Source organism: Bradyrhizobium sp. 31Argb (genome assembly GCF_043638955.1).
Lineage (GTDB): Bacteria > Pseudomonadota > Alphaproteobacteria > Rhizobiales > Xanthobacteraceae > Bradyrhizobium.
Genome location: NZ_JBEGDB010000039.1, coordinates 25087 through 47012 on the forward strand (window position 1 = coordinate 25087; position 21926 = coordinate 47012).

The window sequence follows — 21926 nt, forward strand, 5'->3', positions numbered from 1 at the left end:
ATGGGTTTTTGGGTTGCTGTCATTGCGGTGCAATCGTAACGCCCCAGGGAAGTTCGCCAACCTGGATGGTCTTGATCACTTTTTGCGCGGCGACGTCGATGACGGAGACATCGTTGGACACGCCATTGGTCACCAGCAGGTATTTCTCGTCCGGCGTGAACGCCATGTGCCAGACGCGCTGCCCGACCAGGAGATATTTGGTCACCTTGTGATTGACGGCGTCGACCACCGCGACGCGGTTGGCGGGGCCGAGTGCGACGAAGGCGGTCTTGTCATCCTTGGTCATGCCGATGCCGACCGGCTGGATCGCCTCGCTGCGCAGGCCGGGAATGCTGAAGGTGACCTTGCCGGTCACCACGTGCTTGACGGGATCGATGATCGACACCGTGCCGCCGATCTCGGAGGATACCCACAACTCGGAGCCGTCATGCTTGAACTCGGCGAAGCGCGGCCGGGCGTCGACCAGCACGTTGGCCACGATCTGGCGCGTCGACGTGTCGATGAAATGCGCCATGTTGGTGGTCTCGGAGGTGTTGATCAGGGTCTTGCCGTCCGGGCTGATCGTCATGCCCTCCGGCTCGACGCCGACCTGGACGTCGCCGATGCGGGCGCGTTTTTCGAGATCGATCACGGTCACCGTGTTGTCGTTCTCGTTGGCAACGTACATGATCTTGCCCGCGGCATCCTGGGTGAACAGTTCCGGATCGGGCCCGGAGGGCATGGTGTCCACCACCTCCTGCTTCTTGGCATCGATCACCTGGATGGTGTCGTCGTCGCCGACCGCGACCATCACGAACTTGCCGTCGCGGCTGAACTCGATGCCGCGCGGCCGCTGGCCGACCTTGATGGTTTTTGTCACCGTCCAACTATCGGTGTCGATCACGGAGACTGTGTTGCCCTTCTCGTTCGAGACATAAGCCATGAAGGCGGAAGCGGGGGCGGCGGCCGCGAGCCAAAGGACCGTTCCGGAAAACAGACAGCGGCGCCACATGCGCGATCTCTCCCTCATTGCAGCTTGCATTTTGTCTCGGGGCGGTCGACGCCGAGCGTGTCGAGCTCGGAGACCTGGTGCAGGAAGCCTTCCTGCGGCGACACCGAGACGACCATGCGCCCGTCGACCAGTAGAATCGGCTGGCGAAGCTGCTGGTTCCAGTCCCGCAGTGTCAGCCGCGTGCCCTTGAACGCAGCCACCGAGAAATCCGGTCCCTTGAGGAACGCAAACAGCTTTTTCGGGTCACCCGAGTTCGTGCGCGAGGCCGCTTCGCCGATCATGCGTGCGGCAATCCAGGCCTGCATGTCGAGCGCGGTCATCCGCCGCGAATTCAGCTTCATGAAGCGGTTCTGGATCTGGACCGCGCCCCATTGATCCTGCGCTGCGTCCCAACTCGTCGGTACGAGCCCGGCCGAGCCCGCAACCGGCCGCGGGTCCCAGGTGCGGTAAGGCAGATAGGACGCGAAGACCTCGCTTTCGTCAGCGGCAACCAGCACGTCATAGGCCGGGATCTGCTGGGTGAAGACCGGCATCTGCCGCTGGATCAGCGTCACCCCGCTATCGGTGCGGCGGGCGCCGCCGGTGTCCTCGAAGGTCTTTTCCTGCACGATCTTGGCGCCGAATCGCGTCGCGGCGCGTCGCAGGGCGTCGGCATAGAGCTTGTCCTTGTCATGTGAGCCGACCACCAGGAACCAGCGCTTCCATTGCTTCCACACCAGATATTGCGCCAGCGCGTCCGCCAGCATCGAGCGCGTCGGCGCGACGTGGATCACGTTGGCGCGGCAGTCCTGCTCGCGCAACCGGTCGTCGATCGCGCCGGCGTTCAACAGCACCGTACCGCGATCGCGCAACGCATCCGCCGCCTGCAGCAGCGCATCCGGTGGAAGATCGGCGATGATGAAGCCATTGCGATCGGCAAGCGCAGTCGCGGCCTTCGCCACGTCCTCGCCTTCCCTCAGCCGGACCTCTTCCAGGTTGAAACGCTGGTTGAGGAATTTTCCCGTGGTGTTGTTGTCCTCGACCGCAAGCCGTACACCGGCGATGCCGTCATTCTCGGCGGGCTGCTCGACCAGCGACAGCCTCTGCTGAACGCCGGCGCGGCCGAGATAGCCGATGCCGATCTCGATCGGCTCGGCGGCACGCACGGGCGTCGCCATCGCGATCAGACCGATTGCGGCGACCAGCCATCGGACCATGTTTCCTCCCGACGCCTCCTCGCCTTGACCGGCGATGGAGCTGCTCTTGGATTGCAAGATGACTGAATTGTCCTGGCTTGCAACCCCGCATTTTGTCGTTGCGACGCTCTCGATTCCGCCCGATCACGATCATGAGAGCGCGGTTTTCCGTCGCGGCAATGATGTCGAATGCCGGCGTACCCGCAAGCGCAATGGAAAGGGTTCAGGCCGCCAGCCGTGCGGCGTGCCAGCGCAAGTGATCGCCCATGAAGGTAGAGATGAAATAATAACCATGGTCGTAGCCTTCTTGGCGTCGGAGCAGGAGTGGGATCTGCGCCTGCGCGCAGGCCTGTTGCAGTAGTTCCGGGCGAAGCTGTTCAGCCAGGAACGAGTCGGCATCGCCAACGTCCACCAGCAGGTCGGAAAACCGCGCGCCGTCCTCGATCAGCGCCACTGTATCGTGCTTGCGCCATGCGTTTCTGTCGTCGCCGAGATAGCCGCCGAGGGCCTTGATGCCCCAGGGCACCTGTGACGGCGCCACGATCGGCGCAAAAGCGCTCGCCGCGCGATAGCGGTTGGGATGGCGCAGCGCCACCGTCAGCGCACCGTGACCGCCCATGGAATGGCCCATGATGGACTGCCGCACGGGATCGATCGGGAAATTCGCGGCGACGAGCTGCGGCAATTCCTGGGTCACATAGCTCCACATCCGGTAGTTCTCGGCAAACGGCTCCTGCGTGGCGTCGACATAGAAGCCGGCGCCAAGCCCGAAGTCGTAGGCGCCGGCAGGATCGCCGGGCACGCCCTCGCCGCGCGGGCTGGTGTCGGGCGCGACGAAGATCAGGCCGAGATCGGCGCAGGTGTCGCGGTATTCGCCTTTCTCGGTAACATTGGCATGGGTGCAAGTCAGGCCGGAGAGATAGTACACGACCGGCAGCTTCGCGCCCGCCGGATGCGGGGGAACATAGACCGAAAAGGTCATGTCGGTCTTGGTTTCGCGGCTGGCATGCTTGTACACGCCCTGGATGCCGCCATGGGATTTGTTGGTTGAAACGGTTTGAATCGTCATCTCTTGAACTCCGGCGCTGTGCTTTGTTGGCGCATGATCTTTTCGGAAAACCGCTGCCTACATGTCCGGATCATGCGTGCGCGATCTTCAGGCGACGCCGCTCTCGATCGCCAACCGCACCAGTTCGGCTGAGGTGCGCACACCAAGTTTCTGGCGCATGATCGAGGAGGTGTTGGCGACGGTCTTGTAGGAGGAATGAACCAGCCAGGCGATCTCGGAGAGCGTCTTGCCGGCGCTGAGCAGGCGCAGGATCTCCATCTCGCGCGGATTGAGCTTCGATAGGGGGCTCTGCGCCGCGGCGGGGCCGGCAAAGGCCACGCGCCGCGCGATCGCGGGCGGCAGATAGACGCCGCCATTGCCGACTTCGCGGATCGCCTCGACGAGATCGTTAGGATCGCCGGTCTTCGCCACATAGCCCTTGGCGCCAATCTCGATGGCGCGGGCGGCGAACACCGGATCGTCGTTCATGCTGAACATGATGATGCGCGCGGAATCGTCCCGCGCCAGCATCCGCCGTGCCAGTTCGAAGCCGGAAACGGTCGGCAAGTTGATGTCGACCACGGAGATATCGGGACGTTCGGCGACAAAGACGCGTTCGCCGCTTTCGGCGTCGCATGCTTCAAGCAATTCGATCTCCGGTTCGTCGGCGAACACGGTGCGGCAGCCGGAAGCGACGATCGGATGGTCGTCAACGATCAGCACGCGCATGCTTGAAGCCCTGGATAGCTGCGTCAGTCCGTTGCTGCACCGCATCAGAATACACGAGCGCGGCTCGCCCGCGGGCTCGCTCATGCATCTCCAGCGCGATTGCTGTACCCTTCGATTAGACAGACGCGGTATTTGTCTGTCAACGCTCCTCTTGATTGAGGAACCGAACGCGGGTGATCGTGGGCAAAGGCGATGTGGCAGAAACTTTCCTTGCGCGGGCGGATCAACCTGCTGCTGGCGCTCGTCCTCGCGCTCGGTCTCGCCATCAACATCGCCCGGCTCGTCGTCGAGGCCGGGCCCCGGGTCCAGGCCGAAGACCAGAGCGTCATTCGCCTGGCGCGGGAATTCGTCACCACGATCGTTGCCGGGTTGAACGAGGCGCCGGATCCCGATGCCCGGCTCGACCAGATCGTTCGCGATCTGAGCCGGCTGCGTCACGTCAGCATCGCGCGGCAGGATGGCGCGACCGCAAAGTCCGAGCAGGACGAGGCGATTGACAGCCGCGACGAAGCGCGATCGCCGCCGGCCTGGTTCGTCGCGCTCGTCCATCCGGAGACAACTTCCGTTAGCGTACCGATCTCGATCCGCGGAAAATCGGAATCGCTCGTGATCACATCGCATCCGAATGACGAGATGGCGGAGATCTGGGACGGCATCATCACCCAGCTCGCGGTCGGTTCCGCGATCGTCGTCGTGCTCTTCCTGATCATCAGGAGCGTTGTCGGCCGCGCGCTGGCGCCGCTCGAGTCGCTCTCGCAAGCCATGGCGAAGATCGAGGCCGGGCAATACGATGTTCGGGTGACGCCGGGTGGTGCGCCGGAACTGGCTGCGATCTGCGCCAAGCTCAATCACCTCGCGGCCACGCTGGGCGAGGCGATCGAGGACAAGCGGCAGCTCGCCGAACGCGCGTTTTCGCTGCAGGACCGGGAGCGCAAGGAGATCGCGCGCGAACTGCACGACGAGCTCGGCCCGCATTTGTTCGCGTTGCGGGCGCATGCAAGTGCGTTGATGCGGCTACCTGATGCACGCGAGGCAAGTCCGGACCAGGTGCGAAAGCACGGCGGAGCGATGCTGGAGCAGGTCAATGCGCTGCAGCAGTTCACGCGCCGGATATTGGAGAAGCTACGGCCGGTCGGACTCGCCGAGCTCGGACTTCACGAGGCGCTTTCTGCCCTGTTCCGCCTGTGGAAGGAATCGCATCCGGAGGTGGTGATCGAAACCAGCATTTCGCCTGCACTTGGCGAGACCGGGGAGACCGCCGATCTCACGGTCTACCGCGTCGTCCAGGAGGCGCTAACGAATGCCTTCCGCCACGCTGGCGCGACCGCGGTCAAGGTCAGCGTCGAGCCGGCGGAGCAGCCGGACAGTCTGCGAGGAGATCGCGGCTGCGTGCGGGTGCGGGTCCGCGACAACGGACGCGGCTTGAGCGCCGATCACCAGTTCGGCTTCGGCCTGACCGGCATGCGCGAACGCCTGTTGGCATTGGGTGGCTCGCTGACGGTTTCGTCCGCTGATGGCGTGACGGTGGAAGCGCTGGTCCCTACGGGCGCGCGCTCCTAGAGCGTGATGACTTTTCTTCGAATCGTCATCCCGCTCTAGCTCTTTGTTTGAGCATGATCTTTTTCGGAAAACCGGTCTCCACTTTTCCGGATCATGCTCTACACGACGTGAAAGTTGGACACTGAATCGTTTGCGAGCTGGGCGACAAGGTGCAGTTCCCAATCGATATAGGCCTGCATTGCAGCCGCCGCATTGTCTGTTCCCTCATACGGGCGCTTGTAGACATCCTCAGGTTTCGAGATTCAGGAATGCCGGTCCCGCTCCAGCGGCTGATTGCTGCCGGTCCAGGCGCGCGTTCCGCCTTTCAGCACGACCACTTTGCGCTGGGTCGAGGCGGTCGCATCCGCAAGCGCGAACATCGCTTCGTCGCCGTCGGCGCTGGTGAGAACGATCGCTCTCTCCCCGGGCAGCCGCGGCAAATCCTCGCTGAAGCGCGAGGCCAGTACGAAATGTGCGCCAGGGATATGGCCCGCGGCATAGGCGGGGCTGCGCGCCAGATCGATGACGGTCCAGTTGTCGCGGTTTGCGATCAGCTCCGCCACGTCGATCGCGCCGCCGGAGGTTGGCGGCACTGGACGGCGCGGTGGTCGAGTGCCGGCCTCGGTCGCCTCAATCACGTCCGGCCCGACGACGTGAGCCTCCCAGCCCATCTGGATCAACCAGGATGCGGCCATGCGGGCGCGAACGCCGTCGTCATCGAACAGCACGAGCCGCGATCCGCGTACGGCAATCCATTCATCCGTGGCCTGTACGAGCTGCCCTCCCGGTGCCGAGGCGAAGCCGGGCGGATGTCCGCGCTCGTATTCCTCAGGCGTCCGCACATCGAGCAAATAGAGCGTACGTTCATTTGCTTGCGCGAGAAAGCGATCGAATGTGCTGCGGTCAAGCACCGGAACGCCGACGCGCTCCGCCCATTGCGCCGCGCTGGCTCGTGTCGCGGAATAAGTCGCTTCGGGGCGCTGAAGGAACCGGTCGGTCCGGCCTCGTTCGACCGCGTGCCCGGCCAAGGTCCAGCCGATCGTGCCGTTTCGCAGCGCGAAGATTTTGTTCGGGAGCCCCGCATTGATCAACGACTGCGCGCCGATGATGCTGCGCGTCCGGCCGGCGCAATTGACGATGATGGTGGTGCCCGGCGCGGGTGCGATTTCCCTTGCGCGAAACGCGAGCTCACCGCCGGGAACGCTGACGCCGCGCGGAATGCTCATGGTCCGGTATTCCTCGAACCGGCGGGCGTCGAGCACGACCAGATCGGGCTCCGTCTCGATCAGGGCCTTGACCTCGTTCGCCGACAGGGAAGGCGTGTGGCGGATCGCCTCGACCAGTTCGCCGAACGCCTTGCTCGGCACGTTGACGTCGCGAAAGACTTCACCGACCGTCCGGTAGGCTCCCAGGCCGCCGTCGAGGATCGAGACATCGGTATAGCCGAGTGCCGAAATGCGTTTCGCCGCCCGCTCGGCATATCCTTCGCCGTCGTCGTACACGGCAATGGGGGCGCCGAGCCGGGGGATCAGATCGAGAACACGCAACTCGATCTGCGAAAGCGGCAGGGAGACGGCGAAGAAGGGATGCGCCAGCGAATAGGGGCCTTCCTCGCGCACGTCGAGCAGCGCCACCTCCTCGCCGGCCCGCCAGCGCCGGCGCAATTCCGTGGGCGTAACGAGTGGCGCGGCATCGGACGGCTTCGGCTGGGTGCCGGGGATTGGCTTCATTGGTGCATCCAGAGAGGACTTCGAGAGGATCGGCGTATAGCAGATATTGCCGATGGCCGATGGCGCCGGCCGAAGCGGGTCGGGAATTTTCCCGGAACTTTCGGGAACACTTGCAGGTAGCGGACTGCTCGTCCTGCACTCTAGTATCGCTCGAACCGGCGACAACGGCCGGACGGTGGGTGGAACGGGTGGACAAATGGGCGTGCGGGTGCTGCTTGTCGCATCGATTGCGGCAGGTGTTGTCGTTGTCGTCGGGAACGAAACGGGATTCGCCCAGAGCGGGGGGCAGCAAGTCGAGACATTGCCGCCGGTGGAGGTGACGCCTGCGGACCGCGCCAGGCGCGGCCGTCCTCCGGCGGCTCCTGTACGCGCGCGGGCAAGATCGCCAAGAGTTGTGTATGTCCCGACCGCGCCGACGCCGACCTCGGATTCGGCCGCTGCGATCGAAGCGGACAAGATTCCTGCGGCGGTCAATGTCGTCGACACCAAGGAAATCCAACGAACCGATTCGCTCAATATCACAACTGCGCTCGACCAGCGCGTGCCGGGCATCATCGTCAACGAGGTCGCCGGCAATCCCTTCCAGCCGGACGTCCAGTTCCGCGGCTTCGTGGCGTCTCCGGTGGCAGGCACGCCGCAGGGTCTTGCGGTCTACCAGAACGGGGTACGGGTCAATGAAGCCTTCGGTGACGCGGTCAACTGGGACCTGATCCCGACCAGCGCGGTCAGGTCCATCGATGTCGTGACCAACAATCCGGCCTTCGGTCTCAACGCGCTGGGCGGCGCGGTCGTCGTACAGATGAAGGATGGTTTTTCCTATCAGGGCGCCGAGATCAACACCATGGGCGGCTCGTTCGGCCGCATCCAGGGGGCGGCGCAATGGGGCAAGCAGATCGACAATTTTGCCGTCTATGGCGCGCTGGAAGGTCTGCACGACAACGGCTTTCGCAACTTCTCTCCTTCCGACGTCCGCCGCTTCTACGGCGATGTCGCCCACAAGAACGACGTCAGCGAATTCCATCTCAATATCGGCCTCGCCGATAACAAGTTCGGCGCGGCGGCAACGGTGCCGGTTGAATTGCTGCAGCGATATTGGGGTGCGACCTACACCACACCGCAAACCTCCACCAACAAGGTCGGCTACTTCAACCTGACGGGAAAGGTGGAGGCGACCCCGACCTGGACCATCGAGGGCGCCGCGCATCTGCGGTTCTACAAACAGAAGACGCAAGACGGCAACCCGACGGAGACGCAGCCCTGCGAGGCCGATGCCGGGCTACTGTGCTTCAACAGCGATGATGTTCCCGCGAACGGATTGAATGGCGCCCAGCTCGCCAATCCGTTTCCAGCGGGCGCGGTGCTTGGCGAGAACGACCGCACCACGACGAAGTCGACCACTGCCGGCATGCAACTGCAGGCGACGAACGCAGATCAACTCTTCGGCCATGACAACCGCTTCACGATCGGTGCCAGCTTCGACACCAGCGTCACGAACTTCACCGCGAGTGCGGAGCTCGGCACCATCGGCCCGAACTACGTCGTCAGCGGCAGCGGCATCTTTCTCGGCCAGTCCGGCGATCCCGTCTCGATCGGCCCGGTCTCGCTGCGCACCACCAATCAATATACCGGCATCTATGCGCTCGACACCTTCGACGTGACGAAGGCATTCTCGATCACCGCGGGCGGCCGCTTCAACGATGCGCGCATCAGGCTTGAAGACCAGATCGGCACCGAGCTGAACGGCTACAGCACCTATGACCGCTTCAATCCGCTCATCGGCGGCACCTACAAGATCACGCCGGAGCTGACCGCCTATGCCGGCTATTCCGAAGCCAACCGCGCGCCGACACCGCTGGAGCTTGGCTGCGCCGATCCCGCGCGCCCCTGCATCGTCGGCGCCTTCCTGGTCTCCGATCCACCGCTGCAGCAGGTGGTGTCACGCACCGTCGAGGCCGGCCTGCGCGGCACCAAGGAATTGAACATCGGCACGCTCTCCTGGAAGGTCGGCGGCTTCCGCACCACCAACAACGACGACATTCTCGCGATCCCGAGCCCGGTGATACAGGGCTTCGGCTACTTCCAGAACGTCGGCTCGACGCGGCGCCAGGGCGTCGAGGCCGAGATCCAGGTGAAATCATCCGCACTGCAGATGTATGCGAGCTATGCCTTCGTCGACGCCCGCTTCCTGGACGCGCTGCAGATCGGCTCCAATAGCCCCTTCGCCGATGAAAACGGCAACGTCCAGATCCTGCCCGGCAACCAGGTTCCCGCAGTTCCCCGCCATCGCATCAAGGCCGGCTTCGACTATGCGCTCACTGATCAGTTCAAGGTCGGCGCCGACGCGATCTACGTCAGTGGCCAGTATTTTGTCGGCGACGACTCCAACCAAGCGCCGAAGCTCGCGTCGTACGCTGTGTTCAATGCCCACGCCTCCTACCAGCTCACTAAGAACGTCCAGATCTATGGCCGCATCGATAATCTGCTCGACAGCCGCTATGCGACCTACGGCACCTTCTTCCAGACCGACAATGTGCCCAATTTCGCCGCTGGCGGCGTAGCGTTTACGGATCCAGCCTCGGTCAGCCCGGCGCGTCCGCGCGCCTTCTATGCGGGAATGCGGGCGACGTTCTAACCCCAATACCTGCAGGCCACCCAACCAAGGGCAAGCGCCGCACTGACCCAGACGAGGATGATGACGGCCATCGCGGTGCGGCTGGCCGGAGGCGAGGCTTCGCTCGCTTTGTCGCGGCACTCGACCACGATCTCCTTCGGAACCAGCGAGATCACGAGCCAGATGCCGAGCGGCACCAGCACGAGATCGTCGAGATAGCCGATTACCGGAATGAAGTCGGGAATGAGGTCGATGGGCGAGAGCGCATATCCGGCGACCGCAACGGCAAGCAGCTTCGCATACCACGGCACCCGCGGGTCGCGGGCGGCGAGATAGACGGCGCGGCTGTCGCGCTTGAGCGTGCGCGCCCAGGTCTTGATACGGTCGAGCATAGGGCCCCGCGGCGGAGTTCGCCGGCACCACTAGCATCGCCAGCATCGCTTGGCGATGCGGCACCTCGCGCCACTAGAGATGGATCACCCCGCGCCGCGCCGCATGCGCCACCGCATCGGTGCGGCCGGTGGCATCGAGCTTGTCGAGCAACGAGCTGACGTGGAATTTGGCGGTGTGCACGGAGATCCCGAGCTGCCGCGCAATCGCCTTGTTCGAGGCGCCCTCGGCCATCAGCGCCAGCACGTCGCGCTCGCGCGGCGTCAGCTCGATCTCGGATCGTTCGCTCGCAGGCTGATCCCGCGAGACCAGCGCGAGGCTCGCCGCTTCGCCCGGCGCGGCAAGGCGCAAGCCTGCGACGCCGCCGAGCAGCGACGCGAGCCGGTCCGCCAGCGCGGGATCGCCGACGTCGATGGCGATGACGAGGGGAGGCGAGGTCTGTTCGCTCACGTCTCCGGCCTTTCCCCGACCGTCAGCTTGACCCGCACCGGCTCGCCGCCACGCTGCACCGCGACGTCGACGGTGGCGCCGACGCTGTCGGGCCCGAGCGCCCTGAGCAGCGCCCGTACGCCGGAAATCTTCTCGTCGTTCCAGCCGACGATCACGTCGCCTTGCCGGATGCCGGCGGCCGCGGAGGGACCAGTCTTGTCGACGCTCATCACCATCGCGCCGATGCCGTCGTCGAGCTTGACCGGCTGCAGGCCGAGCCCGAGATAGCCGCGCGCGATCCGGCCATGGGTCTCCAGCCGGCTCGCCACGCGCTCGATGGTCGCGGCCGGAATGACAAGAACGCGCCGCGCGCCGAGCACGGCCATGCCGATGGCATCGCCGGAGGCATTGAGCGCGAGCCCACCCTCGTGACTGGGCCTCAGGCGAACGTCGAGCTCGATGCGCGCATCGATGTCGCCGCCGCGCAGGCTGCGCCAGGTGCCGCCGACCAGCGATATCAGGCCGAGCGCCGCCGCGGGCACGCCACGCTCAGCGGCGACGACCAACGCCAGCGATCCGAGCGCTGGCACCGCCGATGAAAGCTTGATCGACGCGACGTTGGAGGTCTCGACCCGCAACAGCGCGACATCGGTGGTGTGATCGCGTCCCGCGATGGTCGCAGACCGCTCCGTTCCGTCGGCAAAGCGGACGATGACCTCGCCCTCTTCGGCCAGCGCCTCATCGGCGGTGACGACCAGACCCGCTTTCCAGACAAAGCCCGAGGCGCGCGAGCGGTGCGAGTGCACGGAGACGACTGCAGGTGCGGCGCGTGCGACGACGTCGGCCATCGCGCCGGAGAATGTGGCAAGCACTGAGGGATCGGACATGGCAAACTCCGTTGGCAAAACTCCGTTGGATTTTCCCCAATCTGGGCATGCTCCCGCGCCGTTGGAAACTGCCCGGGTGGGCAGGCGTGAACGGCCGCGCCAGAACGGTATCCTTCTTGCATCAGATGTGCATTGCGGCCCTCGAAACGAGGCCTGGCTTCCCGATTCTCCTTTCTGACTGGAATTCCCGATGACTGACCTGCTGATCCGAAATGCCCGCTTGCTGCGACAGGGCGACGCGCTTGTGGACATCGCGATTTCGGATGGCGTCATTGCCGAGATCGCACCGCGCCTCGGCAGCGATGCCCGCCTGACGCTGGATGTCGGTGGAAACCTGGTCACGCCGCCTTACGTCAACGCGCATCTGCACCTCTGCAAAGTCTGGACGCTGCCGATGATGTCGGAAGCGGCGCTTGAGGCCTATCACGGCGGCGGCATGAGCGAGGCGGCGAAGGCGATCGATCTCGCCGCCGCGGTGAAGGAGAAATACGACGCGTCCTGGATCATTCCGAACGCCAGGCGTGCGGTCGCGCTGGCGGCGCTGCATGGCAATTTGCATATCCGTGCGTTCGCCGATGTCGACACCAAGGCGCGGCTCGAGGGCGTCAAGGCGCTTGTGGCGGTCCGCGAGGAATTCCGTGGCATTGTCGATCTCCAGGTCGTGGCGTTCGCGCAGGACGGGCTTGCGCGCGAGCCGGGTGCCGACCGATTGATGCGGGAGGCGATGGCGATGGGCGCCGACGTCGTCGGCGGGATTCCCTGGATCGAATCCAGCGCAGACGACATGCAGGCCCACATCGATTTCTGTTTCGATCTCGCCGCCGAGTTCAACGCTGATATTTCGATGTTGCTGGACGATGTCGGCGATCCCAACATGAAGACGCTGGAAGCGATGGCGCGCCAGGCGATCGCGCGCGGCTATCAGGGACGCGCGCTGGCGCATCATTGCCGGGCGATGGCGCTCTATCCAGAATCCTATTTCGGCGAATTGACTGAGCTGTTGCGGCAGGCGCGCGTCAGTATCGTTAGCGATCCCCACACCGGTCCATTGCACGCGCGGGTCAAGGAACTCTTGCAACAGGGCGTCAACGTCTGCCTCGGGCAGGACGATATCTCCGATGCCTACTATCCATTCGGCCGGAACAACATGCCCGAAGTGGCGTTCCTCGCCGCGCATCTCCTGTGGATGACGAAGGAACAGGACATCGATACGCTCCATGACATGATCACGTCGCGCCCGGCAGCGGCGGTCAATCTGGCCAAGTATGGCATCGAGGCGGGCTACCCCGCCAACCTCGTCGTGCTTGATCATCCCGATGTCACGAATGTGCTTCGCTTTCACGCGCCTCCGGCCGCAGTCGTCAGCCACGGACGCATGATCGATCTCGCGTACATGCGCGATGTCGCACAGCTCACGAGATGATGTTTCTCGATGCAATCGATGCTTGCATTTTAAGAATCATTCTTGGAACGATTCTTGAAAGTTATAGAGGTGTTCTATTGGCGGCGGCCTCCACTCCTCGCCTAAGCGTGATCGCGCTGGCGCGCCGTGCTCATTGCGGCGCGTAGGGGTCAAGCTGCAGTCGGGGTAGTGGATTGAAGGTTCTTCGTGGGTTGGCTGTCGCCGCGTCGGCGACGGTATCGTCTCTTGCATTGGTGCCCCAGGTAACGTTCGCGCAGTCGAGTTCTTCGCAAACTACGCAGCCGCTACCGCCGGTCGAAGTTCGGGCGCTAGAAACGCGCCGCCGCGCGGCGCCCGTGGCGCAGCGCCGTGTTCAGCGCGCCACGCAGATCACGCCGCCGCGCCAGGTGCAGCCGCCACGTCGCAATGCGACCGTGGTCGAGAATCCGCGCGGGCCGATCGAGGGCTATGTTGCCGGGCGCAGCATGACCGGCACCAAGACCAACACCCCGATCATGCAGACGCCGCAGGCGATCTCGGTGATCGGCAGCGAGCAGATCCGCGACCAGAAGCCGGGCAAGCTCGACGAGATTCTGCGTTACGCGCCGGGAGTTGTGGCCAGTACCTTCGGCGCGGATAACCGCAACGACTGGTTCCTGATCCGCGGCTTCAAGTCCGACGATATCGGCCTGTTCCTCGATGGCTTGCAACTGTTCTACACATCTTACGCGAGCTGGAAGCTGCAGCCGTTCAACCTGGAGCGGGTCGAAGTCCTGCGCGGGCCTTCGGCGGTGCTTTACGGCGGCTCAAGTCCGAGTGGCATCGTGAATGCCGTCAGCAAGATGCCGCCAGCCGAACCGATCCGCTATCTTGAAACCGGCGTCAACAATTTCGGCAACGCCTATGTTGCTTTCGACTTCGGTGGGCCGGTGCAAACGCAGGCCAGTAACGGCCAATTACTCTATCGCGTGGTAGGCCAGGTCCAAAATGGCGGTACGCAGGTCGACTTCACCCCCAACAACAATTACTTCATTGCGCCGTCCGTGACGTGGAGGCCCGATGCCGACACCAGTTTCACCGTGCTCGCATCAGCCTCGTATAACCAGACGCGCAGCCAGAACTTTCTGCCTTACGTCGGCACCGTCGTCGACGCGCCGTTCGGCCGCATTCCGACACAACTGTTCGCTAGCGATCCCAGCATGGATACCTTCAAGCGGGAACAGGAAATGCTCGGCTATCAGTTCGAGCGCAATCTCTCCGACAGCGTCACGTTCCGGCAGAATGCACGCTTCGCCCATGTCGACGTCACTCTGGCGACGCTATACGGCCTCGGCTATGCCACCACGCCTGCCGCAGCCAATCTCGCGCGCGGCAACTTTGTGACCCGGGGCATCGCCAACCAGGCTGATCTCGACAGCCAGCTCGAATATCGTTTCGCCACCGGGCCGCTTCGCCATACTATGCTGTTCGGGCTCGACCTGAAGCATTACAGCCTGGATGATTGGCAGGGCTTTGGCGCCGCGATGCCGCTCAACCTGGTCAACCCGGTCTACACGCCGACTGCACCCTTCAACGGAGCTCCTTACCAGGATGCGGCGCTGACTCAGAAGCAGCTTGGCACCTATATACAGGATCAGATCAAGCTCGACCGCTTTACGCTTGTGCTGAGCGGCCGCAACGATTGGGTTGCAACCAACAACGACAATCATATTGGCCTGGCTCAGAATCGTGACGACAGCCGGTTCAGCGGCCGTGTCGGCTTGATCTATAATTTCGACAGCGGCTTCGCACCCTATGTCGCTTATGCGACCAGCTACAATCCGATTGTCGGCCTCAACGCCGCGAACCAGTTGCTCTTGCCCGAAACGGGCGAGCAGACCGAGATCGGCTTGAAGGTCCAGCCTCTCGGCTTCAACGGCCATTTCGGCGTCGCCTTGTTCGATCTGAAACGCCAGAATGCGCTGACGACAGATCCAAACAACACTCGGCTGCAGACCCAGAATGGTGAGGTCACCTCGCGCGGCGTCGAAGCCGAAGTCGTCGCCAATGTCATGCCGGGCCTCAAGGTGACCGGCTCCTTCACCACCTACAATCTATTCATCAGCAAGGACCTGAACCCCGCTTTGATCGGCAAGGCGCCGACCAATACGCCACAGAATGTGGCGTCGACCTGGGCGGACTATACGTTCCAGGATGGGCCGCTGCGCGGGTTTGGCTTTGGCGGCGGCCTGAGATACATCGGCGAATCCTTTGCCGACACTGCCAACACGCTGACTGTGCCAGCCGTCTTCCTTGGCGATGCGGCGGTTCACTATGAATGGCAGAACTGGCGGGCCGCCTTGAATGTCGTCAATGTCTCCGACAAGATCTACGTTGCAAGCTGCTCGTCGCCGACCGCCTGCTTTTACGGCGACCGGCGTCGGATCACGGCAAGCCTTTCCTACAAATGGTAAAGGAGTACGAAGCTGAAGGCGCGCACCGTCAGGCTCTGGTCGCTCGTCCACACCTGGACCAGCCTGGTCTCGACCCTGTTCCTGCTGCTGTTGTGCCTTACCGGCCTGCCGCTGATCTTTCACCACGAGATCGACGAGGTGCTGGGCTACGCGCCGCAGCCAGAAGCCGCGGCCGGCCTGCGGCCAGTGCCTCCGCAGCGGATCGTTGAGGCTGCACTCGGCGCCGACGCCGGCCGGGTGATGCAGTACGTCTCCTGGGACAAGGATGACCCCGGGCTCGTGATGGCTTTCACCAACGATGCCGTTGACGGCAAGCCGGACAATGCGACGGTGCGCGCCTTCGACGCGGTCTCGACCAAGCTGCTTGGCCCGGTCGGCACCGGCCCGATGCTGATCGTGCTGAAGCTGCACACCGATATGTTCGCGGGCCAGGCCGGCAAGCTGTTCCTCGGCGGCATGGGGCTGTTGTTCGCGGTCGCGATCATTTCGGGCGTTGTATTGTACTGGCCGTTCACGCGTCGTTTGAGCTTTGCGACCATTCGCAAGAACAGCTCGCGTCGCGTCAGTTGGCTCGACTGGCATAATCTGATCGGCGTCGTCACCATCGCCTGGGCGCTCGTGGTCGGCTTGACCGGCGTCGTCAACACCTGGGCGGAACTGATGCTGGCGCAGTGGAAGTCGACCGAGCTCGCCGCGATGGTGGCGCCCTATGCCGGCAAGCCGCCGCCGGCGCGTCTCGCGTCGTTGGACGATGTCGTTGCGCAGGCGACCAAGGCTGCGCCGGGCATGGAGATCGCGTTCATCGCGTATCCCGGCACGCCCTTCACCTCGTCGCATCATTTTGCGGCCTTCATGCGCGGCGACACGCCGCTGACCTCGCGCCTGTTGAAGCCGGTGCTGCTCGACGGCGAGACCGCAGCGGTTGCCGATACCCGCGCGCTGCCGACCTATCTCCAGGCGCTCTTGGTCTCGCAACCGCTGCATTTCGGCGATTATGGCGGGATGCCGCTGAAGATCATCTGGGCGGTGCTCGACGTGCTGACGATCGTGGTGATCGGCAGCGGTCTCTATCTCTGGCTCGCGCGACGCAGCAGGAAGGCGCATGCCGCTACCGCGCGGGCGGATGGTTCCGTGGCGCTCGCGTCGCGATGACTAGTCGCACTGACCGCTCGCCCCGTTGGCTCAGCGTATTCGGCGCGCCGATCCTTGTCGCCGTGTTGACGTTGATCGGGCTTCTGGCTGCACTGATGTGGGGCGATTTCGGCCGCTACCTCTCATGGGTGACCGTCGCCGTGCCGGTGATCATATGCCTGTGGACGTGGCTGCGCGTCCGCATGTCCTCTCGACCCTCTGATCATTGAATCGACCATGCTCGTTGGCCTCATCAGAACCCGCGCCGGGGCGGCCCATGGCACTGGACCTGAAGAACGCTTAGATAACCCTGACTGAACAGGCGAGGTGAATCGAATGAGCGATTTGCAGGAAGATGCGGCGCCGCGGTCGGCCGGTGGGATCGCGAGCTATCACGCCCATGTCTACTACGATCCGGCGACGACGCGGCCGGAGGCCGAGCGCTTGCGGACATGGATTGGCGAGCGCTTTTCGGTCACGCTCGGCCGATGGCACGACGTCAAGGTCGGGCCGCACGATCAGGCCATGTACCAGGTCGCCTTCGCCACGGAGGTGTTTGCCGAGTTCGTTCCGTGGCTGATGCTCAACCATGGCAGCCTCAGCATCCTCGTGCATCCGAACACGAGCAATCCGCGCCGCGACCATCTGGCTGATCCGCTCTGGATCGGCCGGCCACTCACCGTGCACGGCGAGAAGCTGCCGGAAGAGAGCGAACTCGAGCAGGCACCCGCGCCGAATACGACGCCGCATCTTCGGCCGTGAGTTTTGTAGTTTCGTAGGGTGGGCAAAGCGACTTCTGGCTAAAACCTATCAACACCTGACGGCGGAAGCGTGCCCACCGTTACAAGCGGAGCGCTTGATGGTGGGCACGGCGCTGACGCGCCTTTGCCCACCCTACAAGTTCGCGCATCAATTCGCGCTGTCGATCAGGTTTTCGAGCAGCCGCTTCAACTCGTTGGTGGACTTGTTGCCGTAGTTCTCGACGATATGCGCTTCCTGGCTCATCGCGAGCGAGTTCAATCGCTGGCACAGAATTTTTCCGCGCTCGGAGCAGAACATCAGCACCTTGCGGCGGTCCTTCGGATCCTGGACGCGGTAGACGAGAGCGTCGGACACCATGCGGTCGATGATCTTGGTCAGCGTCGGGTGGTTGAGCAGCACGGCTTCGGCGAGCTCGCCCATCGAACGTCCGTTGCCGTCGAACAGGACTTTCAAAATTCGCCACTGCTCGACCGGCACACCCTCCTTGGCCAGCCGCGATTCAAGCTGCCGGTTGATTTCCCGGTTGGCTTGCGCGAGCAGGTAGGCGAGATGTTCCGTGAGAGGGGTATCTTGGCTTGGCGGTTTGGCCACGATTGAAGACTTTGTTTTGACCCTGATGAGTGAATGACTGGCGCTGATTGCCCGTTCTATATGCATGGCAATTGTTGAAGTTTCAATATTTTCGCCTAGGATATTTGTCGAACGGGTGGAAACCGGCGGCGGGCGCATCGATGCGTCGTGCTCGAAGCATGATCCGGAAAAGTGGATACCGGTTTTCCGACAAGATCATGCTCGAACAAAAGACGGGCGAAGTGTCGGACAGGAGTGGGCGTGCTCTCAACAGTCAGCGTCAACAGCGGCGGCGCCCCCATGCCGCCCTTCGTGTTCAAAGGCCTGTCGGCGCCGACGACCGATCCGTCCTGGCATCCCGCTGATGTCGGCTTCAGCAAGCGAGGTGGCGCGCACAACAAATTGAGGGTCGCGAACTTCCTCACCTTCTCCGGTTCGCCGGGAATCTGGGGGCCGGCCACCACCAACGCGGTGTTGCTCGCAGTCTCCGAGATTAATCGTCGCGGCGGCATTCTGGGCCGCGAGATCGAATTGACGATGTTGGATGCGGGCGGCCCGATCGAGGACGTCGTGCGCCGTGCCGCAGAGGCGGTCGCCTTCGACGAGGTCGATGTGATCATGGGCTCGCATATCAGCGCGGTCCGCGTCGCGCTGCGCAAGGTCACCGGCGGCCGGGTGCCCTATATCTACACGCCGGTCTATGAAGGGGGCGAGCGCACGCCGGGCGTCATGGCGATCGGCGAGACGCCGCGCTGGCAGAGCAGACCCGCGATCCATTGGCTCGCCGACGTCAAGAAGGCCTCGCGCTGGTATCTGATCGGCAGCGACTATGTCTGGCCGTGGCAATCGCATCGCGCGGTCAAGAAATACATTGCCGAGTCCGGCGGGCAGGTGGTCGGCGAGGAGTTCGTCCCCGTTGGCGAGGACAATCATTTCGCCCATCTCGACCGCATCCGTGCCGCGCGTCCGGATGTCGTGCTGATCTCGCTAATCGGAACCGACAGCATCACCTTCAACCGTGCCTTTGCCGAGAGTGGCTTGGCGGCAACGACGCTCAGGCTGGCCGGCGCGATGGATGAGACCGTGCTGCTCGGCATCGGCGCCGACAACACCGAGAACCTGTTCTGCGCTTCCGGCTATTTCATCGGCATCGGCTCGCGCGCCAACGACGACTTCCTCAGTCAGTATCACGCCACCTTCGGCCCCACCGCGCCGCCAATCGGTTCGGTTGCGCAGTCCAATTACGAGGGCCTGCGGTTCCTGCAGACCGCGGCCGAGCGCGCGGGCTCGCTGGCGTTCAAGCCGCTGCTCACCGCGGGGCGCAACATCGTCTATACCGGCGCGCGCGGGCCGGTGACCATTCGGAGCGGCCGCGCCGAGATGCCGATGTATCTCGCCGAAGCCGACGGCCTCGATTTCAAGCTGATCAAGACGATCTGACGCACGGACGGAATTGCGCCCGCGCGCCGCCTTATAAAATAATCCTTGAAAAGGAAAATATTTCCGTCAGTAATACTGCGGCGGCTTCGGGTGGGACCGCATCGTCTTCGCATGCATTCCGTGGCCGCGCGCAACATCAAACTTCCAGGGAGAGTGTCTTGTCCGTCGTGCTTCCGACCCCAACGCAACTTCGCGCGGTCGCCGCGCAATGCGGCCTCGCGCTTTCCGACGAAGACGTCGCTTCGTTCCGCGGGCTGATGCAAAGCTCGGTCGACGCCTACAACCTTGTCGCCGCGATGCCCGACGAGGTGCCGCCTGTGAAATATCCGCGCACGCCCGGCTATCGGCCGAGCCCGGAAGAGAATCCGCGCAACGCCTGGTACCGCAAGGCGACGGTGAAGGGCGCAGACTCCGGCAAGCTCAAGGGCAAGAAGGTCGCGCTGAAGGACAACATCATGCTCGCCGGCGTGCCCATGATGAACGGCTCGGCAACGCTCGAGGGCTATGTCCCCGATTTCGATGCCACGATCGTGACGCGCATGCTGGATGCCGGCGCGGAGATCGCCGGCAAGGTGCATTGCGAATCCTTCTGCATCTCCGGCGGCAGCCACACCAATTCCACCGGGCCGGTGCATAACCCCTACAAGATGGGCTATTCGGCCGGCGGATCGTCGTCAGGCAGCGGCGTCGTGGTGGCGCTTGGCGAGGTCGACATGGCGATCGGCGGCGACCAGGGCGGCTCGATCCGCATGCCGTCCTCGTTCTGCGGCACCTATGGCATGAAGCCGACCTGGGGGCTCGTGCCCTATACGGGCGTGATGCCGATCGAGGTCTTCGTCGATCACACCGGCCCGATGACGGCGACGGTGGAAGACAATGCCTTGTTGCTCGAAGTGCTCGCCGGTGACGACGGCTACGATCCCCGCATCAAGGCGCCGAAGGTCGATGAATATACCAAGGCGCTCGGCCAGGGCGTGAAGGGGTTGAAGATCGGTGTGCTGAAGCAAGGTTTTGAGCAGGCCGGAGCGGAGCCTGCGGTGAACGAAAGCGTCCGCGAGGCGGCGAAGCGCTTCAAGGACCTCGGCGCATCGATCAGCGACGTCTCCATTCCGATGCACCTGCTCGGCCCCGCGATCTGGATGCCGATCGGCACCGAGGGCATGACGCAGACCATGATGTACGGCGACGGCTACGGCCTGAGCCGTCCGGACCTCTACTCGACCTCGCTGATGGATTTCCACCGCGGCTGGCGGCGGCAGGCGGATTCGCTCTCGGAAACCACCAAGCTGTTGCTGCTGTTCGGCACCTACATCAACAACACCTTCGGCCCGCGCTATTACGGCAAGGCGGTCAACATCTCGCGCCGGCTGACGGCCGCCTATGACGCGGTGTTCAAGGACTATGATCTCCTGCTGCTGCCGACCACGCCGATGAAGGCGACGCCGCTGCCGCCGGCGAACGCGAGCCGCGAGGAGTATGTGGCGCGTGCGCTGGAGATGATCTCCAACACCGCGCCGTTCGACATCAGCCACCACCCCGCGATGTCGCTGCCGTGCGGCATGGTCGATGGCCTGCCGGTTGGCTTGATGCTGGTCGGTCGCCACTTCGAGGAATCCACCATCTACCGCGCTGCGCATGCCTTCGAGCAGTCCGGCGACTGGAAGAAGATGTGAGGGAGCTAGCGTTGCACTTCGGCCGGATCGCGATGCATGGGTAGTGCATTCGTCGCCGCTTTCGAAATCCTGAGCTTCGGCGCGATCATCGTCCTGGTCGTGCTGGGGCTCGGGATCATCGCCAGCATGATGGGCATCTTCAACTTTGCGCAGGGCGAGTTCGTCCTGCTGGGTGCCTACATCACCTATCTCGCCTATAGCCATGGCCTCCCGGTCTGGGTCGGCATGGCGGCCGCGCCGTTTCTGGTCGGCGCGCTCGGCTTCGTGCTCGAGGCGCTGATCATCAGACGCTTCTACGCAGCCCCGATCGTCGCGATGCTCGGCACCTATGCGCTCGGCCTGATTATCCGCGAATGCGTGCGCGGCCTGATTGGCGGGCTCTATCTCTCGGTGCCGGAGCCGATCGGTGGCTCGATCGATCTCGGCACCGTCCACATCTCGGCATGGCGCTTCACCATCGTCGTGATCACGATCCTGGTGATGATCGGCTGCTATCTCCTGCTCTCGCGCACCACTTTCGGCCTCCGGGTGCGTGCCACGCTGGAGAATCCGGCGCTGGCGCGAGCCTCCGGCATTTCCACCGCCGCGATGTACGGCACCACCTTTGCCTTCGGTGCGGCGCTTGCAGGGCTCGCCGGCGCGCTGCTGGTGCCGGTGTTCAGCCTGTTCGCCGATCTCGGCATCCGCTTTTTGATCCAGGGCTTTGTCGCGGTCATGGTCGGCGGCGTCGGGTCGTTCATCGGCCCGGTCGCGGGCGCGGCCGTGATCGGCACGCTGAGCGCGGCGCTGCCGTGGGTGATGGCGCCGGTGATCGCCGACATCCTCGTCTTCGTGCTTGCCATCGTGTTCATCAAATTCCGGCCGCAAGGCCTGCTTTCGGGAAAAGGGGTCTAGGCCGTGTGGACTCTTGGGATTCTCAAATCAGATTGAACGTGATTCAAGGCTTTCTTTTAGGAGGAAGCCTTG

The 21926-nt window shown here is 63.7% G+C and carries 19 protein-coding genes; 10 read left to right on the forward strand and 9 right to left on the reverse strand.

Annotated elements, in window-relative coordinates; genetic code table 11:
- Nucleotides 1-19 precede the first annotated feature (19 nt).
- From AAFX91_RS10615 to AAFX91_RS10630, 4 genes are all read right to left on the reverse strand, one after another.
- The gene (locus AAFX91_RS10615) at nucleotides 20-991 is read right to left on the reverse strand and encodes a YVTN family beta-propeller repeat protein (protein WP_394566415.1); all 972 of its coding nucleotides are present in this window, start codon (nucleotides 989-991) and stop codon (nucleotides 20-22) included.
- Between the two features lie 14 nt (nucleotides 992-1005).
- A complete protein-coding gene (locus AAFX91_RS10620; protein ID WP_394566416.1) occupies nucleotides 1006-2187 on the reverse strand; it encodes an ABC transporter substrate-binding protein in 1182 nt (393 codons plus the stop codon).
- Nucleotides 2188-2389: 202 nt separating this feature from the next.
- A complete protein-coding gene (gene fghA, locus AAFX91_RS10625; RefSeq protein WP_394566417.1) occupies nucleotides 2390-3235 on the reverse strand; it encodes an S-formylglutathione hydrolase in 846 nt (281 codons plus the stop codon).
- A gap of 87 nt (nucleotides 3236-3322) precedes the next feature.
- A complete protein-coding gene (locus AAFX91_RS10630; protein ID WP_028162622.1) occupies nucleotides 3323-3943 on the reverse strand; it encodes a response regulator transcription factor in 621 nt (206 codons plus the stop codon).
- 192 nt (nucleotides 3944-4135) lie between these two features.
- Between AAFX91_RS10630 and AAFX91_RS10635 the strand changes: the two genes are divergently transcribed.
- Entirely contained in the window at nucleotides 4136-5503 is a 1368-nt protein-coding gene (locus AAFX91_RS10635; protein ID WP_130576788.1) for a histidine kinase, read from the forward strand.
- A 242-nt stretch (nucleotides 5504-5745) separates the two neighbouring features.
- Here AAFX91_RS10635 and AAFX91_RS10640 read toward each other — a convergent pair whose 3' ends face one another.
- A complete protein-coding gene (locus AAFX91_RS10640) occupies nucleotides 5746-7212 on the reverse strand; it encodes a rhodanese-like domain-containing protein (protein WP_394566418.1) in 1467 nt (488 codons plus the stop codon).
- Nucleotides 7213-7408: 196 nt separating this feature from the next.
- Here AAFX91_RS10640 and AAFX91_RS10645 point away from each other — a divergent pair, with 196 nt between their 5' ends.
- Nucleotides 7409-9844, forward strand: a complete 2436-nt coding sequence (locus tag AAFX91_RS10645; RefSeq protein WP_394566419.1) for a TonB-dependent receptor — start codon at nucleotides 7409-7411, stop codon at nucleotides 9842-9844.
- On the opposite strand, the gene AAFX91_RS10650 is transcribed toward AAFX91_RS10645, so the two are convergent.
- The 3 genes from AAFX91_RS10650 to AAFX91_RS10660 all read right to left on the reverse strand — a co-directional run bounded on the left by AAFX91_RS10650 (nucleotide 9841) and on the right by AAFX91_RS10660 (nucleotide 11529).
- Nucleotides 9841-10215 carry a YkvA family protein gene (locus AAFX91_RS10650; protein ID WP_394566420.1) on the reverse strand — a complete coding sequence of 125 codons (375 nt, stop codon included), beginning with the start codon at nucleotides 10213-10215 and terminating at the stop codon, nucleotides 9841-9843. The genes AAFX91_RS10645 and AAFX91_RS10650 overlap by 4 nt on opposite strands.
- A 73-nt stretch (nucleotides 10216-10288) precedes the next feature.
- Nucleotides 10289-10663 (reverse strand): response regulator transcription factor, encoded by a 375-nt coding sequence (locus AAFX91_RS10655; RefSeq protein WP_130576791.1) that lies wholly within the window; start codon nucleotides 10661-10663, stop codon nucleotides 10289-10291.
- On the reverse strand, nucleotides 10660-11529 hold the full coding sequence (locus AAFX91_RS10660; RefSeq protein ID WP_130576792.1) for a S1C family serine protease: 870 nt from the start codon (nucleotides 11527-11529) through the stop codon (nucleotides 10660-10662). The genes AAFX91_RS10655 and AAFX91_RS10660 overlap by 4 nt, the downstream gene beginning before the upstream one ends.
- Before the next feature lie 190 nt (nucleotides 11530-11719).
- Here AAFX91_RS10660 and AAFX91_RS10665 point away from each other — a divergent pair, with 190 nt between their 5' ends.
- The 5 genes from AAFX91_RS10665 to AAFX91_RS10685 all read left to right on the forward strand — a co-directional run bounded on the left by AAFX91_RS10665 (nucleotide 11720) and on the right by AAFX91_RS10685 (nucleotide 17277).
- A complete protein-coding gene (locus AAFX91_RS10665; protein ID WP_130576793.1) occupies nucleotides 11720-12952 on the forward strand; it encodes an amidohydrolase family protein in 1233 nt (410 codons plus the stop codon).
- A 173-nt stretch (nucleotides 12953-13125) separates the two neighbouring features.
- Nucleotides 13126-15384, forward strand: coding sequence for a TonB-dependent siderophore receptor (locus AAFX91_RS10670; protein ID WP_394566421.1), 2259 nt, complete (start codon nucleotides 13126-13128; stop codon nucleotides 15382-15384).
- Nucleotides 15385-15396: 12 nt separating this feature from the next.
- Nucleotides 15397-16536 (forward strand): PepSY-associated TM helix domain-containing protein, encoded by a 1140-nt coding sequence (locus AAFX91_RS10675; protein WP_394566424.1) that lies wholly within the window; start codon nucleotides 15397-15399, stop codon nucleotides 16534-16536.
- Nucleotides 16533-16745: a hypothetical protein gene (locus AAFX91_RS10680; protein WP_130576795.1), complete on the forward strand. Its 213-nt coding sequence runs from the start codon at nucleotides 16533-16535 to the stop codon at nucleotides 16743-16745. Before AAFX91_RS10675 ends, AAFX91_RS10680 begins: the two co-directional genes overlap by 4 nt.
- Nucleotides 16746-16851: 106 nt before the next feature.
- On the forward strand, nucleotides 16852-17277 hold the full coding sequence (locus tag AAFX91_RS10685; protein WP_130576796.1) for a DOPA 4,5-dioxygenase family protein: 426 nt from the start codon (nucleotides 16852-16854) through the stop codon (nucleotides 17275-17277).
- A 147-nt stretch (nucleotides 17278-17424) separates the two neighbouring features.
- Here the strand turns inward: AAFX91_RS10685 and AAFX91_RS10690 are convergent, their stop codons facing one another.
- Nucleotides 17425-17868, reverse strand: a complete 444-nt coding sequence (locus tag AAFX91_RS10690; protein WP_130576851.1) for a MarR family winged helix-turn-helix transcriptional regulator — start codon at nucleotides 17866-17868, stop codon at nucleotides 17425-17427.
- Nucleotides 17869-18108: 240 nt separating this feature from the next.
- Here AAFX91_RS10690 and AAFX91_RS10695 point away from each other — a divergent pair, with 240 nt between their 5' ends.
- The 3 genes from AAFX91_RS10695 (at nucleotide 18109) to AAFX91_RS10705 (ending at nucleotide 21854) form a co-directional block, all read left to right on the forward strand.
- Complete coding sequence (locus AAFX91_RS10695; RefSeq protein WP_165420938.1) at nucleotides 18109-19287, forward strand: substrate-binding domain-containing protein; 1179 nt, start codon at nucleotides 18109-18111, stop codon at nucleotides 19285-19287.
- Between the two features lie 158 nt (nucleotides 19288-19445).
- Complete coding sequence (locus AAFX91_RS10700) at nucleotides 19446-20960, forward strand: amidase (protein WP_130576797.1); 1515 nt, start codon at nucleotides 19446-19448, stop codon at nucleotides 20958-20960.
- Nucleotides 20961-20996: 36 nt separating this feature from the next.
- A complete protein-coding gene (locus AAFX91_RS10705) occupies nucleotides 20997-21854 on the forward strand; it encodes a branched-chain amino acid ABC transporter permease (protein WP_394566422.1) in 858 nt (285 codons plus the stop codon).
- Nucleotides 21855-21926 lie beyond the last annotated feature (72 nt).